This window comes from Providencia rettgeri, assembly GCF_001874625.1.
In the GTDB taxonomy this organism is placed as follows: Bacteria; Pseudomonadota; Gammaproteobacteria; order Enterobacterales; family Enterobacteriaceae; genus Providencia; species Providencia huashanensis.
This window is the reverse complement of record NZ_CP017671.1, coordinates 3,340,696-3,354,571: the sequence shown is the minus strand read 5'-3', so window position 1 is coordinate 3,354,571 and position 13,876 is coordinate 3,340,696. Positions and strand designations below refer to the sequence as shown.

13 protein-coding genes are annotated in these 13,876 nt (G+C 39.1%); 10 read left to right on the top strand and 3 right to left on the bottom strand.

Annotation, left to right across the window (positions count from 1 at the left end; all coding sequences use genetic code 11):
- The first annotated feature begins 135 nt into the window (after positions 1 to 135).
- The 6 genes from RB151_RS15425 (at position 136) to iolB (ending at position 7,700) form a co-directional block, all read left to right on the top strand.
- The gene (locus RB151_RS15425; RefSeq protein WP_042845190.1) at positions 136 to 1,542 is read left to right on the top strand and encodes a sugar porter family MFS transporter; all 1,407 of its coding nucleotides are present in this window, start codon (positions 136 to 138) and stop codon (positions 1,540 to 1,542) included.
- A 54-nt stretch (positions 1,543 to 1,596) separates the two neighbouring features.
- On the top strand, positions 1,597 to 2,025 hold the full coding sequence (locus RB151_RS15420) for a PTS sugar transporter subunit IIA (RefSeq protein WP_042845189.1): 429 nt from the start codon (positions 1,597 to 1,599) through the stop codon (positions 2,023 to 2,025).
- Positions 2,026 to 2,636: 611 nt separating this feature from the next.
- Complete coding sequence (locus RB151_RS15415; protein WP_071548299.1) at positions 2,637 to 3,770, top strand: Gfo/Idh/MocA family protein; 1,134 nt, start codon at positions 2,637 to 2,639, stop codon at positions 3,768 to 3,770.
- 25 nt (positions 3,771 to 3,795) lie between these two features.
- The gene (locus RB151_RS15410; protein ID WP_071548298.1) at positions 3,796 to 5,700 is read left to right on the top strand and encodes a bifunctional 5-dehydro-2-deoxygluconokinase/5-dehydro-2-deoxyphosphogluconate aldolase; all 1,905 of its coding nucleotides are present in this window, start codon (positions 3,796 to 3,798) and stop codon (positions 5,698 to 5,700) included.
- 30 nt (positions 5,701 to 5,730) lie between these two features.
- Positions 5,731 to 6,624, top strand: coding sequence for a myo-inosose-2 dehydratase (gene iolE / locus RB151_RS15405; RefSeq protein ID WP_071548297.1), 894 nt, complete (start codon positions 5,731 to 5,733; stop codon positions 6,622 to 6,624).
- Between the two features lie 245 nt (positions 6,625 to 6,869).
- Complete coding sequence (gene iolB, locus RB151_RS15400) at positions 6,870 to 7,700, top strand: 5-deoxy-glucuronate isomerase (RefSeq protein WP_042845181.1); 831 nt, start codon at positions 6,870 to 6,872, stop codon at positions 7,698 to 7,700.
- 91 nt (positions 7,701 to 7,791) lie between these two features.
- On the opposite strand, the gene RB151_RS15395 is transcribed toward iolB, so the two are convergent.
- Together RB151_RS15395 and RB151_RS15390 are read right to left on the bottom strand one after the other, a co-directional pair.
- Positions 7,792 to 8,433 (bottom strand): NAD(P)-dependent oxidoreductase, encoded by a 642-nt coding sequence (locus RB151_RS15395; protein ID WP_048607963.1) that lies wholly within the window; start codon positions 8,431 to 8,433, stop codon positions 7,792 to 7,794.
- A 197-nt stretch (positions 8,434 to 8,630) separates the two neighbouring features.
- On the bottom strand, positions 8,631 to 9,599 hold the full coding sequence (locus RB151_RS15390; RefSeq protein WP_071548296.1) for an FUSC family protein: 969 nt from the start codon (positions 9,597 to 9,599) through the stop codon (positions 8,631 to 8,633).
- A gap of 208 nt (positions 9,600 to 9,807) precedes the next feature.
- On the opposite strand from RB151_RS15390, the gene RB151_RS15385 reads away from it, so the two are divergent.
- On the top strand, positions 9,808 to 10,428 hold the full coding sequence (locus RB151_RS15385; protein ID WP_042845176.1) for a malonate decarboxylase holo-ACP synthase: 621 nt from the start codon (positions 9,808 to 9,810) through the stop codon (positions 10,426 to 10,428).
- Positions 10,429 to 10,566: 138 nt separating this feature from the next.
- On the opposite strand, the gene RB151_RS15380 is transcribed toward RB151_RS15385, so the two are convergent.
- Positions 10,567 to 11,196, bottom strand: coding sequence for a glutathione S-transferase family protein (locus tag RB151_RS15380; RefSeq protein ID WP_048607961.1), 630 nt, complete (start codon positions 11,194 to 11,196; stop codon positions 10,567 to 10,569).
- Positions 11,197 to 11,579: 383 nt separating this feature from the next.
- On the opposite strand from RB151_RS15380, the gene RB151_RS15375 reads away from it, so the two are divergent.
- The 3 genes from RB151_RS15375 to RB151_RS15365 all read left to right on the top strand — a co-directional run bounded on the left by RB151_RS15375 (position 11,580) and on the right by RB151_RS15365 (position 13,785).
- Entirely contained in the window at positions 11,580 to 12,137 is a 558-nt protein-coding gene (locus tag RB151_RS15375) for a cytochrome b (RefSeq protein ID WP_042845173.1), read from the top strand.
- A gap of 13 nt (positions 12,138 to 12,150) precedes the next feature.
- Positions 12,151 to 12,729 carry a YceI family protein gene (locus tag RB151_RS15370; RefSeq protein ID WP_042845172.1) on the top strand — a complete coding sequence of 193 codons (579 nt, stop codon included), beginning with the start codon at positions 12,151 to 12,153 and terminating at the stop codon, positions 12,727 to 12,729.
- 282 nt (positions 12,730 to 13,011) lie between these two features.
- On the top strand, positions 13,012 to 13,785 hold the full coding sequence (locus RB151_RS15365; RefSeq protein ID WP_042845171.1) for a hypothetical protein: 774 nt from the start codon (positions 13,012 to 13,014) through the stop codon (positions 13,783 to 13,785).
- Positions 13,786 to 13,876 lie beyond the last annotated feature (91 nt).

Below are 13,876 nucleotides of genomic sequence, written 5' to 3'. Positions count from 1 at the left end.
AAGCTTGCAAGTAGTGATTCAATAAGAGCGCCAAAAATTTTTCATTATTTAATACTTAACATGTAAAGAATTTATTTAAATACTGAAAATTTGCTTTTTTGGTAGACATAATGATTCAAATAATAAGGTAATAATATGTCATTAATAATGAATCTCAATGAACAACAGAGAAAAAGGTTGCACCAAATCACCTTGGTAGCAACCTTTGGTGGGTTACTTTTTGGTTATGATACTGGTGTAATCAACGGGGCATTTTCCTCACTGAAAGAAAACATGGGGTTAACACCGACCACTGAAGGCCTTGTGATGAGTGTCTTGTTGGTTGGTGCCGCACTTGGAAGTGTTTGCGGCGGGCGAGTGGCTGATTTTATCGGGCGACGCACCTATTTACTTTACCTTTCGTTTCTTTTCCTATTTGGCGCTTTTTTATCTGCCGCTGCACCGAATATTGAAATTCTCCTTGTAGCTCGATTTATTCTCGGTTTTGCTGTTGGTGGTGCATCAGTCACTGCACCAACATTTATTTCAGAGGTTGCGCCTACAGAAATGCGAGGCAAACTCACCGGGTTAAACGAAGTGGCAATTGTGATAGGTCAACTTGCTGCCTTTGCGATTAATGCGATTATTGGTTCTATTTGGGGGCATTTACCAGACGTTTGGCGTTATATGTTGTTAGTGCAAGCTGTACCTGCTTTATGCTTACTTTTTGGTATGTGGAAAGCTCCGGAAAGCCCGCGTTGGTTGATGAGTAAAAATCGTCGTGAAGAAGCATTGAACATTTTAAAACAAATTCGCCCAGAAAAACGTGCTATTCAGGAATATGAAGATATTGTCACATTGTTAGATGTTGAAGCCGCAGAAGCAAAGAAAAACCCAAATGGAAAAAAACAAAATCTAGCTTTAATTTTCAATACCCCTTGGATTTTTAAATTAGTTTTGATTGGGATGGTATGGGCTGCTTTACAGCAAACCACAGGGGTTAACGTAATTATGTACTATGGTACAGAAATACTGAAAACGGCTGGTTTTTCTGAACAAACTTCTTTGGTTTTTAACGTATTAAATGGTGTGTTCTCTGTTGGGGGAATGGTTATCGGGGTACTGTTCTTAGTTGACCGCTTTAAGCGCAAGACATTAATTGTCGGTGGTTTTGCTTTAATGGCATCGTTACATTTATTAATCGCAGCAACGGATTATTTCTTAACTGGGGATATTAAAGCAACGTTGATCTGGTTACTTGGTGCGGTATTTGTTGGTGTGATGCAAGGGACAATGGGCTTTTTAACTTGGGTGGTATTAGCCGAGTTATTCCCATTAAAAATCCGTGGGTTATCGATGGGGATTTCTGTGTTCTTTATGTGGATTATGAATGCGATCGTGAGTTACTTGTTCCCTGTATTGCAAGCCGAACTTGGTTTAGGACCTGTATTCTTAATTTTCGCGGTAATAAACTACTTAGCAATTGTCTTTGTGGTGAAACTACTTCCTGAAACATCGAATAAATCGTTAGAGCAGTTAGAAGAAGAGTTGTCATCAATGTAGTTGTTAACCATTCATGATACGAATGTACCTAGTTAACTTAAAAGAGGGTTAGATATGATTGAACAACTGACCACAAATAATCTGCATTTAGGGTGTCAGGCCAGAAATAAAGCTGAAGTATTAAAGATGGTAGGAACCGAGTTTAAAAATAAAGGCTACGTAGATAGGGACTGTGTCCATTTTCTAACTGAAAGAGAGCAGCAAATCTCGACTTTTTTAGGCAATGGTATCACTCTGCCACATTTACCTAAATCAGCGAATGACATCATCTTACATACGGGAGTGGAAATTTTTCAATTCCCTGATGGGGTGATTTGGGATAGAACCAATGTGATGTTCATTGCCATCGGTGTGATTGCTAAATCAAGGGAGCATATTGATGTACTCAAAGAGATTGCATTGATTTTCAGTGATGAGTTTATTGCTAATGCATTATCTTTAACGTCGAGTAAAGAAGAGTTTCTCAGTATTTTACATCGCTAATTATACTGTTTTCATCTTAAACCGTTATGAGAACAATAACATACTCATGACGGTTTTTTATATTCACTGAAAAAGTAAGAATAGGGACAATATTGGGAAGATAGTCGCTCTTTTTATAAAATGATATTGCTCCTTTACCTTAATTGATAGGAAGTCATTGATGTCATTTCATATACCAACTAACTAAGTTAATGTACACCTAGAACAAACCAGCGATGATAACTTACGAGCCCAAGGAACGGTATGGTCTGCAAACATACAGGGAATAAACACATTGTTTATTTACTTAGCTGTGTAAAACAACAATGAACAACTGAGGTGCAATGTTTCATTTCATTTCATTTTTTGCTTTTTCATTCCATTTTTTATTCTTTTATTTCATCATTTATCTCCGCCTTACCTCTTTAGGTTCCTGAGTAATAGAGTTAATTCTTTATATATTAGCTAATTACATAAAAAATTAACGCTAGATCACACAATGAAACTAATGTTCTTAATTTCATTGAAAATGAAATGAATATTCCGTATAACATTATTATCAACTTCTGAATAAATCAGACCCGCATTGGGTTAGCCAGTGCGCCACTAAAAATGAGCGAGGGGAAGAACAAATGAAGGAAATCCGTATCGGTATGATTGGTACTGGCTATATTGGGCGAGCTCATGCCATTGCTTATGCACAGGCACCTACTGTTTTTCCACTACAAGGAAAATTGGTTCGCGAAATGATTGCCGAGATTACACCAGAGCTAGCTCAAGCTCGGGCTCAAGAAATGGGATTCAATCGTTCAACCAATGATTGGCGCAAACTCGTGGCTGACCCAAATATTGATGTGGTGGATATTTGTTCCCCTAATTTTCTGCATAAAGAAATGGCAATGGAAGCAATTAAACATGGCAAACATGTTTATTGTGAAAAGCCATTAGCGCTTAACTCTGATGATGCAAAAAAAATGGTAGAAGCGGCAAATAAAGCCGGTGTTTTAACCTTGGTGGGTTTTAATTACATGAAAAACCCAACATCACAACTCGCAAAAGAAATTATTGCTAATGGTGAGATTGGTGAGGTTATCCATTTTTATGGTACCCATAATGAAGATTATATGGCAGATCCCAATGCCCCCATTCATTGGCATTGTTTCAAAGAAAAAGCGGGTTTAGGGGCGCTGGGTGACTTATCTGCACACATTATCAATATGGCACAATTTTTAGTTGGCGATATTGAAACCGTTTGTGGCGACATGGAAATTGTTATTAAACAACGCCCAGAGAAAGAAGGCTCATCTGTGATGGTGCCTGTTGAAAATGAAGACCAAGCACATGCGATGGTACGTTTTTCAAGCGGAGCGATGGGGGTTATCGAAACTTCACGCATTGCAGCTGGACGTAAAATGGGGCTGACCTATGTGGTGACGGGTACTAAAGGGACATTAACCTTCACACAAGAAAGAATGGCTGAACTAAAACTATATCGTCACGACGACCCAAGTAACCGTCAAGGTTTTAAAACAATCTTAGTTGGGCCTGAACATCCAGATTATGCACCGTTTTGTGGTGGTGCAGGCCATGGTATTGGCTTTAACGATCAAAAAACCGTAGAAGTGCGCGATCTCATTAATGGGGTAGCCACAGGCACACCAATGTGGCCTGATTTTGAAGAAGGCTGGAAAGTATCGCGAATTTTAGATGCAATCGCGCGCTCATATGAAGAACAGCGCTGGGTTAAAGTCAAAGAAATCAATTGATTCTGTTGTAGTTAAGGGGTGATTAATGGATAAGCAGAAGAAGTTAGATGTTATCTGTATGGGCCGTATTGCCGTTGACCTGTACGGACAACAGATAGGTTCTCGTTTAGAAGATATGAGTACATTTGCCAAATATTTAGGTGGCTCTTCGGGGAATGTGGCATTTGGAACTGCGATACAAGGATTAAGGTCATCAATGCTTGCCCGTGTTGGTGATGAGCATATGGGCCGTTTTTTACGTGAGGAATTAAAGCGTGTAGGGTGCGATACCAGTCATCTTATTACTGATAAAGATAGATTAACGGCATTGGTAATATTAGGGATCAAAGATCAAGACACTTTTCCATTGATTTTCTATCGTGATAATTGTGCTGATATGGCAATTAGTCCAGACGATTTTACGGAAGAATATATTGCATCCTCTCGTTGTCTGGCAATTACAGGGACGCATTTATCTAACCCTAAAACCCGTGCCGCTGTGCTAAAAGCATTGGAATATGCCAAACGTAATGATGTAAAAACTGCCATTGATATAGATTATCGCCCAGTCTTATGGGGGCTAACTTCCCTAGGTGATGGTGAAACGCGTTTTATTGCTTCTCAAAGCGTAACTCAGCAATTACAAGACGTGTTGTCACTGTTTGATTTGATTGTCGGAACCGAAGAAGAGTTTCATATTGCCGGTGGGACAACGGATACTGTTCAAGCCCTTAAAAATATTCGTCAATTAACAAATGCTGAACTAGTGTGTAAACGCGGTTCTTTAGGGTGTTCAGTGTTCAGTGGTGAGATCCCAGAGACCTTAGACGAAGGGATTACAGTACATGGCGTGAGGGTGGAAGTCCTTAATGTATTAGGTGCAGGTGATGCCTTCATGTCTGGTCTATTACGCGGTTATTTGAATGGAGATGGTTGGGAAAAAGCCTGCGCTTTTGCTAACGCATGTGGGGCATTAGTTGTTTCGCGCCACGGTTGTGCGCCCGCGATGCCAACGAAAGTTGAACTGGATAACTACCTTGAGCGCGCTGCGGCTGTACCGCGTCCTGATCTCGACCCAATGCTTAATCACTTGCACCGAGTGACATCACGTAGCACTCAGTGGGATGAATTATGTGTAATGGCGTTTGACCATCGGATCCAATTTGTCGATATGGCACGTAATGCAGGCGCAGATATTTCATGTATCCCTTATTTGAAAAAATTGATTTTCCGTGCCAGCCGTGAAGTAGCTGAAGAGGCAAACTTACAGGGTAAAGCAGGTTTATTGTGTGATAGCACTTTTGGTCAGGATGTTTTGAATGATGTGACAGGGCGTGGTTGGTGGATAGGGCGACCCATTGAGCTACCAGCGTCCAGACCACTATGTTTAGAGCATGGCAATATTGGTTCGCAGCTGATTAGCTGGCCGAAAGAGCATATCGTGAAATGCTTAGTATTTTTCCACCCTGAAGATAATCATCCGCTGCGTTTAGAGCAAGAGAAAACCGTTCAAGAGGTGTATAGCGCATGCTGCCAATCAGGCCATGAATTATTACTGGAAGTAATATTACCAGCTGATATGGAGCGTAATGATGAGCTGTATTTACGAGCCATTAAACGTTTTTATAACTTAGGCATCAAGCCAGACTGGTGGAAATTACCACCGCTACAGGCAGAAAATTGGGATGAGGTTGATGCATTGATCCAAGAGCGTGACCCTTATTGTCGTGGTGTTGTATTACTAGGGCTTGATGCGCCACAAGCAGAATTACAAGCGGGCTTTAATGCCGCTGCTGGGAAGTCAATCGTAAAAGGATTTGCCGTTGGTCGTACTTTATTTGGTAAGCCTTCTTATGAGTGGATGAAAGGTGAAATCAATGACGACGAGCTGGTTCAGAAAATAAAAAGCAATTACTTAAATCTGATCGCCTTATGGCGTCAGCGTAAATAATATTACTCTTACCTACACAGGAGCTTCATCATGGCAATCCAACTTGGTATTAACCCTTTGACATGGACCAATGATGATTTACCCACTTTAGGGGCAGAAACGTCTCTAGAAACATGTTTAACTGAAGGTCGTCAAGCAGGGTTTGCTGGTTTTGAGTTAGGAAATAAGTTTCCACGTAAAGCGGAAATCTTAGGGCCAATTATAAAACAGCATGATTTACAACTGGTTTCAGGCTGGTATTCGGGTGAATTGTTGACTCGCAGCGTGGAAGAGGAAATTGAAGCGGTACAAGGTCACTTAGCATTACTGCGTGATTTAGGCGCGAAAGTGATGGTATTTGCCGAAGTGACTCACTGTATTCATGGCGATCAAAATAAACCCGTTCATATGCGACCACTATTTCCAAATGACCAATGGGAAGAATACGGCAGGAAGCTGACTGAGTTTGCGAAATATACCTTATCTCAAGGGGTTAAAATCGCCTATCACCACCATATGGGGACGGTTATCGAGTCAGCAGAAGATGTTGATAACCTGATGAAACATACCGGTGATGAAGTAGGCTTATTACTGGATACAGGGCACTTAACATTTGCAGGTGCGGACCCAGTAGAAGTCGCTAAACGTTGGGCAAAACGAATTAATCATGTGCATTGCAAAGATGTGCGTGCAGATGTATTAAAAGATGTTAAAAACCGCAAAACAAGTTTCTTAGATGCAGTGTTAGCTGGGGTGTTTACAGTACCCGGTGATGGCTGTGTTAACTACCCAGAAGTCTTTAAAGTATTAAAAAATAGCCAATACGAAAATGGTTGGTTAGTGGTAGAAGCGGAGCAAGACCCAGCGATTGCCCACCCGTTGACTTACGCGACACTGGGCTATAACAATTTACATAGGTTAGCCAAAGAAGCCAGGCTAATCTAAATCGTCGTCATATTTCAGTCTGTGGCGTTGTTGGCTGCACTCGACCACACAGGTCACATACTTATGTATGCTCCCTGCGATGCTCTTGTTTGCCGCCTAGCCACAAACTGAACTATTTAGTGTATTTAGAGCGAAAGGCTCAAAAGAATTAAAAAGTTAGATGGCTGTATTTTGAGTGATGGCCACAGGTCAATAAAACAGATTGCAGGTGTTAGTAGGCAATCTTAAAGTGTCAGAGGAAAATTATGTCAAAATTACTGTCGAAATATCATGCTCCAGATGCACATAAGCGAACTCAGCATATCACTCCGAAAATCGCTAACTGGGGATATGTTCACTTTGATGTTTATGAATTAAAACAAGGTGAGTCGATTTCTTTACCCGCTTGTGAAAATGAAATGTGCTTAGTGCTAGTGGCAGGTAAAGCGACGATTAAAACGCCAAATCAAACATTTGATAATATTGGCGACCGCATGGACCCTTTTGAACGTAAAAAACCATATGCAGTTTATGTCACAGCCCAAGAGTTTGCTGAAGTTAAAGCTGAAACAGCATTGGAACTCGCAGTTTGCAGTGCAAAAGGAAAGGGCACTTACCCAACTCGCTTAATTGGCCCTGATGATATTGGGGCAGAGCAACGGGGTTATGGCAACAATAAACGCTATGTACATAATATTTTACCCGATGATAAAGCGGCAGATAGCTTGTTAGTGGTGGAAGTTTATACGGATGAAGGCTGTACTAGTTCCTATCCAAGCCACAAGCATGATACTGATAACGAGCCAAATGAAACGTATTTGGAAGAAACCTATTATCACCGATTAAATCCATCTCAAGGTTTTTGTATGCAGCGTGTTTATACAGATGATCGTGAATTAGACGAGTGTATGGCGGTGTATAACAAAGATGTGGTTATGGTGCCAAAAGGGTATCACCCAATGGCAACAATGGCAGGTTATGACAACTATTACCTTAATGTGATGGCTGGCCCAACACGTAAATGGTTATTTACGTGGGAAAAAGACCACAATTGGGTTAATAGTGAGATTTATGCAGCAAAACATCGTGAAAAGTAAGTGAAAGTTATACGTGAATTAAGTTAAGTAAGCACCAAATCTGTTATCAATTTTGCCGGTAAGTATATAGTTACCGGCTTTTTTATTTAATTTAATATGCAACGGTAAACTGTTGGCGAATAAATTGTGCATGTTCAGCTTCATCAAGGATGGCGACAGCGAGATCTTCAACGGAAATCTTTGCGGGGTGTTGGCCATTCATGAGTAACTGGCTCCCACCTAAACGGAATGTTTCGGTTCTTTCTCCTGGTTCAAGTACCGCAGCAGGGGAAACATAGGTCCAATCAAGAGAATCGATAGATTGTAAGTGGCTTTTGAGTTCCCTCATGGCTTGAGCCCCAGGTTTTATTTCAGTTGGGAAATTAGGAGAATCAATTAAATCAACACCCGAAGAGGTTTTTAAACTCCCCGCACCACCGACAACGATAAACCGTTTTACCATTGATTTTTGTACAGCTTGTAAAATTGCTTGGTTACCTGCCACGGTATCTTGATATAAATTTGGGTTTTGCCAGCCACCATTAAAAGCACTAATGACGACATCTTGCCCTTTGAGCCGAGAAGTTAACCAAGCAACATCGGTGATATCACCAGATGCGGTAATTAAATACGCATGTTGAGACAATTGGTTGCTGTGACGAGAAATAGCCGTGACTTGATGATGACGGAGTAACGCCTCAGCTACGATGGCCTTACCCACAAACCCTGTTGCGCCAATGATGGATATTTTCATTTTGAGCCTCGCGTTACTTGAATGTGAAATGCATCAATAATGATCCCAAAATTACTGACTTGAGTGTTTTTTATCCTTATCAAAGTATAGAACAGACTTATTCATTACGTAATCTAGTTAGTTTTTATTTCGTGAAGTACCCTAGAGATTCGACAAAACTTAACAATGCTTGTTTTTTGAGGATTTATTCCCCTTAGTTATTTTTCTTGCCTGAATAATTTTAAAATAACACTTGTCATAATAGCGATAGCACCTCCTAAGGCGGTCTCTAAGACTCGGTCAAATAATAATTCATAGGTAGGGTGTCGCCAATAAATGACTTGTTCAAGAACGGATAAAATTAAACTGGTAACGACAAAAGTCATGAAAGTGTAGCCATGATGAAAGCTCATAGGCATGAGAAATGCGAACACCACCATTGCAAATAAGCCAATATAAGGCATCAGAGGGGTGTTAAATAAAAGGTACAGTAAAAGTACGGAAATAAGGCTCCCTAAAACGCGTTGCCCTGTAATATGAATGATACCCTTAGTTTTGGGGTGTAAAACAAATACAAATGTGAGCAATGTCCAATAAAAATGACCTAGGTCGAGCATTCTAGGAATGGCTAATGTTAATAAAAGCCCCACAGCATAAATCATGGAACGCGGGATAATATTCTTATGTAATGTGAATAAATTTTTCTCAACCAGTGCACCGGTAATAATGCTATGTCGTGTCATTTTGTGGCTTAAGGTATAGTAAGTTACTAAAGTAACACCGCTTCCAATAATAAAGCCCAACGCTAAGCTTCTAGAAATATCAGGTAAAATTGTCCCTATGGTTGACATGATAATCATAAATTTCATGGTTAAATCCATCACAGGGTCAGTGCCATATAACTGATAATAAATAAAAGAAAACACGAAGAGATAAACATAAAACGCCATGCTTAATCGCAGGGTATCACCTATAAATATGGCGACTAAAATCATCAATAGCCAAAAAGCGGTATAGGCATAATTTTTATACTCTTTTGCAGCATTGAACAGATTAAAAGAATAAAGTGTGGAAAATGCTGCCCACATAGCTGCTTGCGCATCTAAAATCAGATAGGCCGCGACTGCACTAAACAACATGCAGCTGGTAAAAAGGAACCCATCGTAAATAGCAGGGATGTTTCTCATAATACGACGCTCATAAATAGAAGCTTAACTTATTAATTATTAAGGTAATTAGATAGCAATCTCATTGATGTTTCAAGGATAGAAAACAATATCTGGCTAGATTGTTAATTAATGGCACGATATTCATGGTTAAAAGGTAAATTCTGTTTTTATGCAGTAAAAAAGGCATAATAGAAGGAGCATTCATAGCAATCATAAAGGTAATAAAATGCAAATAATTAATCCGCATGATTTTGTTTGGGTCGGCAATGATAATGATGTTGCGGTAGAATCGCTTCCTGAATGGGTTGCCTCACAGTGGAATAGTAAGCTGCCACTGACCGTTTATAGAGATAAAGCGGACAATAATAAATTGACGGTCGCAATTCGGGGAATTAAACCACATCAACGCGTCACGACTCAAATTGAGAAATCAGCGATAACCCATATTATGAATGTAGAGTCTTTGGTAGCAAATTCAGTTGAATTACAACGCTCTATGTTTATCGCGTTACCACCTGTTCAGGTGTTATGGATAATCTCACAGGATAAATGGCCTTGGCAGTGGGGCGTCACGGGGAGTTGTGCCTATACCTTGGCAACCGATATTCAAAGTATGTTATCTGACTGCGACCTTGATGTAGTTATTCGTTGTTCAACTCCTCAACAAAAAGAAGATTTTGCCGAATTCGCCATTAAAGCAAATACCCCGTATTGCCCAATTGATATTCACATTGAAACCCCAAAAGGGGGCTTTTCGTTAGCGGAATGGTTTAAAAACGACCAAGTTACATTACATACTCCTACAGGCGATGTAATGACTGCTAACCCTTGGGATGAAAGATTGTAATCTTTTATTTATAAAATAGGGGTAATGGCTTGAATATTAATCAGATTGGTTAATATTTAATTTTGATGTTCGTGCAGGTGATTTTTTCCTAATCAATAAATTAGGGGGCAATACAACTAAGCGCCCCTATCTTATCGGTTAGTGGTCGATATTCGGTTCATGTAGACTTGCTTCGTGCCATTCTTTCATTGCCGGTAAATCTAAAACGCGGGCTACCCAATGTTGTGCTGCTGGGCTTATTGGTAACTGATAGCTACGGATGCGAAAGGCTACAGGTGCGAAGAAAGCATCAACAACGCTAAACTCATTGCCCGCAAGCCATGGCCCGCCGAATTGATTCAACCCATCTTGCCATAATTGCTGAAGGCGGTTTAGGTCCGTTTGTAATTCGGAAGAAATCGTCGCTGTAGTTGCTTTGAGCGCAACATTCATTGGGCATTGTTGGCGTAGATAAGTAAACCCAGAATGCATTTCTGCACTAGCGCTGCGAGCCCAAGCTCTTGCTTTGTTATCTTTTGGCCATACTTGAGGGTGCGTTTCAGCGATGTATTCACAAATAGCGAGAGAATCCCAAACAGTGAGTTTGTCATCAACTAAACAAGGTACTAAGCCCGTTGGGGAGAAACGACTAAATTTGTTATGGCTACTTTTACCATTTTCAAAAAAACACAGATTTTCTTCAAACGGGATTTGCAATACTTTTAATAAAACCCAAGGACGTAAAGACCACGAAGAGTAATTTTTATTCGCTATCCAAAGTTTATACATAGAGTCTAACCTGCTAGTTAATTAAAAATGTAAAAATGGAGAATACCAATGTAAAAGGAAAATGCCTGACCGACAAATTTTATTTTTATGAGAAAAGGTTATATCTATTTGCTATAAGGTAGAACAAATTGAAATTAACCAAAATGGAAATATAATTATCCAGTTACGATTGCTTACAAAACTGGAAGAATCTTTATTCAACTTTTACTATTAAATATAGACAAAACAAAATAGTAAACTATTTTTAATTATGTTGATTGTATTTGAATATCTACAACAAATTATTTGTTTAACTTAGGGATAGGAATAATATTAGTTTCACCTTATGATTATTACGGCTTAGTTAATACGATATCACCTTCACCTCTAAATGGTTTTTTATCATGCAATGGAAAAATAGTGCAACCCGTTATGGGCATATCTCGTTGCTCGTGCATTGGTTGGTCGCAATAGTCGTATATGGAATGTTTGCTTTAGGTTTATGGATGGTGACACTGGGATATTATGACAGTTGGTACCACCAAGCTCCTGAGATACATAAGAGTATAGGAATATTATTATTTATTGTTATGGCATTTCGTGTGATTTGGCGATTTATTTCTCCCCCACCGAAACCATTAGCAAGTTATAGCAAATTAACGAGAGCAAGCTCTTTGATTGCACAGGTGCTGATTTATATTATTTTATTCAGTATTTTGATTAGCGGTTATTTAATTTCGACTGCTGATGGACAGCCTATTAGTGTATTTGGCTGGTTTGAAGTACCCGCAATATTTACTGGCGCTGCAACACAAGCGGATACCGCAGGTGAAATTCACTTATATTTAGCTTGGGCTGTAGTTTTATTGTCAGTTTTACATGCTTTTGCTGCTTTTAAACATCACTTTTTTGATCGTGATATTACATTAAAAAGAATGTTGGGTTTTAATCCCGATAAGTAACGTGGAGATAATTATGTTGAAGAAAACGGTTCTTGGTCTGGCTACTGGTGCTTTATTTTTAACCGCAGGTTCTGCATTAGCAGAAACATATCAATTTGATAAGCAAGGCCAACATGCGTTTATTGAATTCCGTATTCAGCATTTAGGATATAGCTGGGTATATGGTAGCTTTAAAGATTTTGATGGCAATTTCACTTATGATGCAAAAGACCCATCAAAAGATAAAGTAGAAGTCACGATTAAAACGGGAAGCATTGATACTAACCATGCAGAGCGTGATAAGCATTTACGCAGCGCAGACTTTTTAAATGCAGCTAAATTCCCTGAAGCGAAATTCGTTTCAACAGAAGTGAAAAAAGACGGTGAAACTTATAAAATTACAGGTGATTTTACTTTAAATGGTGTGACAAAACCAATTACCTTAGATGCAAAACTGATGGGTGAAGGTAAAGACCCATGGGGTGGATATCGCGCAGGTTTTGAAGCCCAAGGTAATATTAAATTGAAAGAATTTAATATTAAATCTGATTTAGGGCCTAAATCTCAAGAAGCACAACTGCTGATTTCTGTTGAAGGCGTTCAAACTAAATAAGTTTTATTATTCAAAACCTTCGGGCTGCTAAGCTCCGGAGGTTTTTTATTTTATGAATAACTAAATTATTTTCTGTACTAAATCCCTCTTATCTTTATTTCGCAATTTCCTTTATTCCTATAGCTAGACAGCTTCGATGCAAGCTAAAATAGTAGGCATAGGACGTTATCGTCTTGAACACTATTATTTGGTGTATGGCAATATATCTCATTGTTTAGGTGATATAGGCAAGTTTGACGGCATTTGTGGTGATCCGTTTTATAGAGAAAAGGCAGGGCAATTTTGAAAACAAATAACTCACGTAAAACCGCATTAATTGTATGCATTATTTTTATTGCATTTGCGCTCGGTTTTTATTGGTTAAGTAAAGATAATGACGTGTTATCAACTGAAAATAATAGTGCTATTCATTCAGAAGCACTTGCTCAAGTTGAAAAAGAATTGCCGATAATTGCCACAGTAAAGAAAATAAGCCCTGAGACCTACCAAAGTTTTGAGCACCTTATTACACAATATGACCCGACGAATGAAGACCTGCGTCGTCAATTATTTGATCAGGTTGTTGGCAGCGTAATGAAACTGGTGCTGGAGCGTATGGAATACGCCTCTGATGATTCTGTTATTAATTTCACCAGTAAAGTGAATGATTATCTTAAAATCTTATTAGAAGAAGACCCAACAGGGCAAACATGTTTTTATTCTCTTTTCCCACATTTAAGAGAGACGGCGGAAATTATCCCACCCCAAAAAAGCCAAGTAGTATTATTAAAGCAAATTCAAGCAACGAATGAACTGTTAATTTCGAGTGAAGCGGGTACGAAGCAAGCTTTAATGTCACCTGCTGAATATACTGAGATGTTGACTAAACTAGCCAGCGAACTTTCTACAAAATATGGTGCAGATACAGCAATTCTTGGCAATTTACAAGCGGGTAAAAAATCGCCTGCATTAGCTTGTCGTATTTCGATTAGCTTCTATGATGAAATATTAGCTATCCCAGATAACAAACAAAAAGCAGCATTATTACGTTCTTTGTTTTCTTCAGTAAATAACTAGTTTTTTCACTGTAAAAAATGGCACTGATACAAAGAAGTGCCATTAACGTTTATCATTTATTGTATTTCTTACTATATCCATATCTCATTTT

What these genes read in the sequence shown, in the direction of transcription:
- RB151_RS15425 (WP_042845190.1), top strand. Translation starts at nt 136, where the DNA reads ATGTCATTAATAATGAATCTCAATGAACAACAGAGAAAAAGGTTGCAC.
- RB151_RS15420 (WP_042845189.1), top strand. Translation starts at nt 1,597, where the DNA reads ATGATTGAACAACTGACCACAAATAATCTGCATTTAGGGTGTCAGGCC.
- RB151_RS15415 (WP_071548299.1), top strand. Translation starts at nt 2,637, where the DNA reads ATGAAGGAAATCCGTATCGGTATGATTGGTACTGGCTATATTGGGCGA.
- RB151_RS15410 (WP_071548298.1), top strand. Translation starts at nt 3,796, where the DNA reads ATGGATAAGCAGAAGAAGTTAGATGTTATCTGTATGGGCCGTATTGCC.
- iolE (WP_071548297.1), top strand. Translation starts at nt 5,731, where the DNA reads ATGGCAATCCAACTTGGTATTAACCCTTTGACATGGACCAATGATGAT.
- iolB (WP_042845181.1), top strand. Translation starts at nt 6,870, where the DNA reads ATGTCAAAATTACTGTCGAAATATCATGCTCCAGATGCACATAAGCGA.
- RB151_RS15395 (WP_048607963.1), bottom strand. Translation starts at nt 8,433, where the DNA reads ATGAAAATATCCATCATTGGCGCAACAGGGTTTGTGGGTAAGGCCATC.
- RB151_RS15390 (WP_071548296.1), bottom strand. Translation starts at nt 9,599, where the DNA reads ATGAGAAACATCCCTGCTATTTACGATGGGTTCCTTTTTACCAGCTGC.
- RB151_RS15385 (WP_042845176.1), top strand. Translation starts at nt 9,808, where the DNA reads ATGCAAATAATTAATCCGCATGATTTTGTTTGGGTCGGCAATGATAAT.
- RB151_RS15380 (WP_048607961.1), bottom strand. Translation starts at nt 11,196, where the DNA reads ATGTATAAACTTTGGATAGCGAATAAAAATTACTCTTCGTGGTCTTTA.
- RB151_RS15375 (WP_042845173.1), top strand. Translation starts at nt 11,580, where the DNA reads ATGCAATGGAAAAATAGTGCAACCCGTTATGGGCATATCTCGTTGCTC.
- RB151_RS15370 (WP_042845172.1), top strand. Translation starts at nt 12,151, where the DNA reads ATGTTGAAGAAAACGGTTCTTGGTCTGGCTACTGGTGCTTTATTTTTA.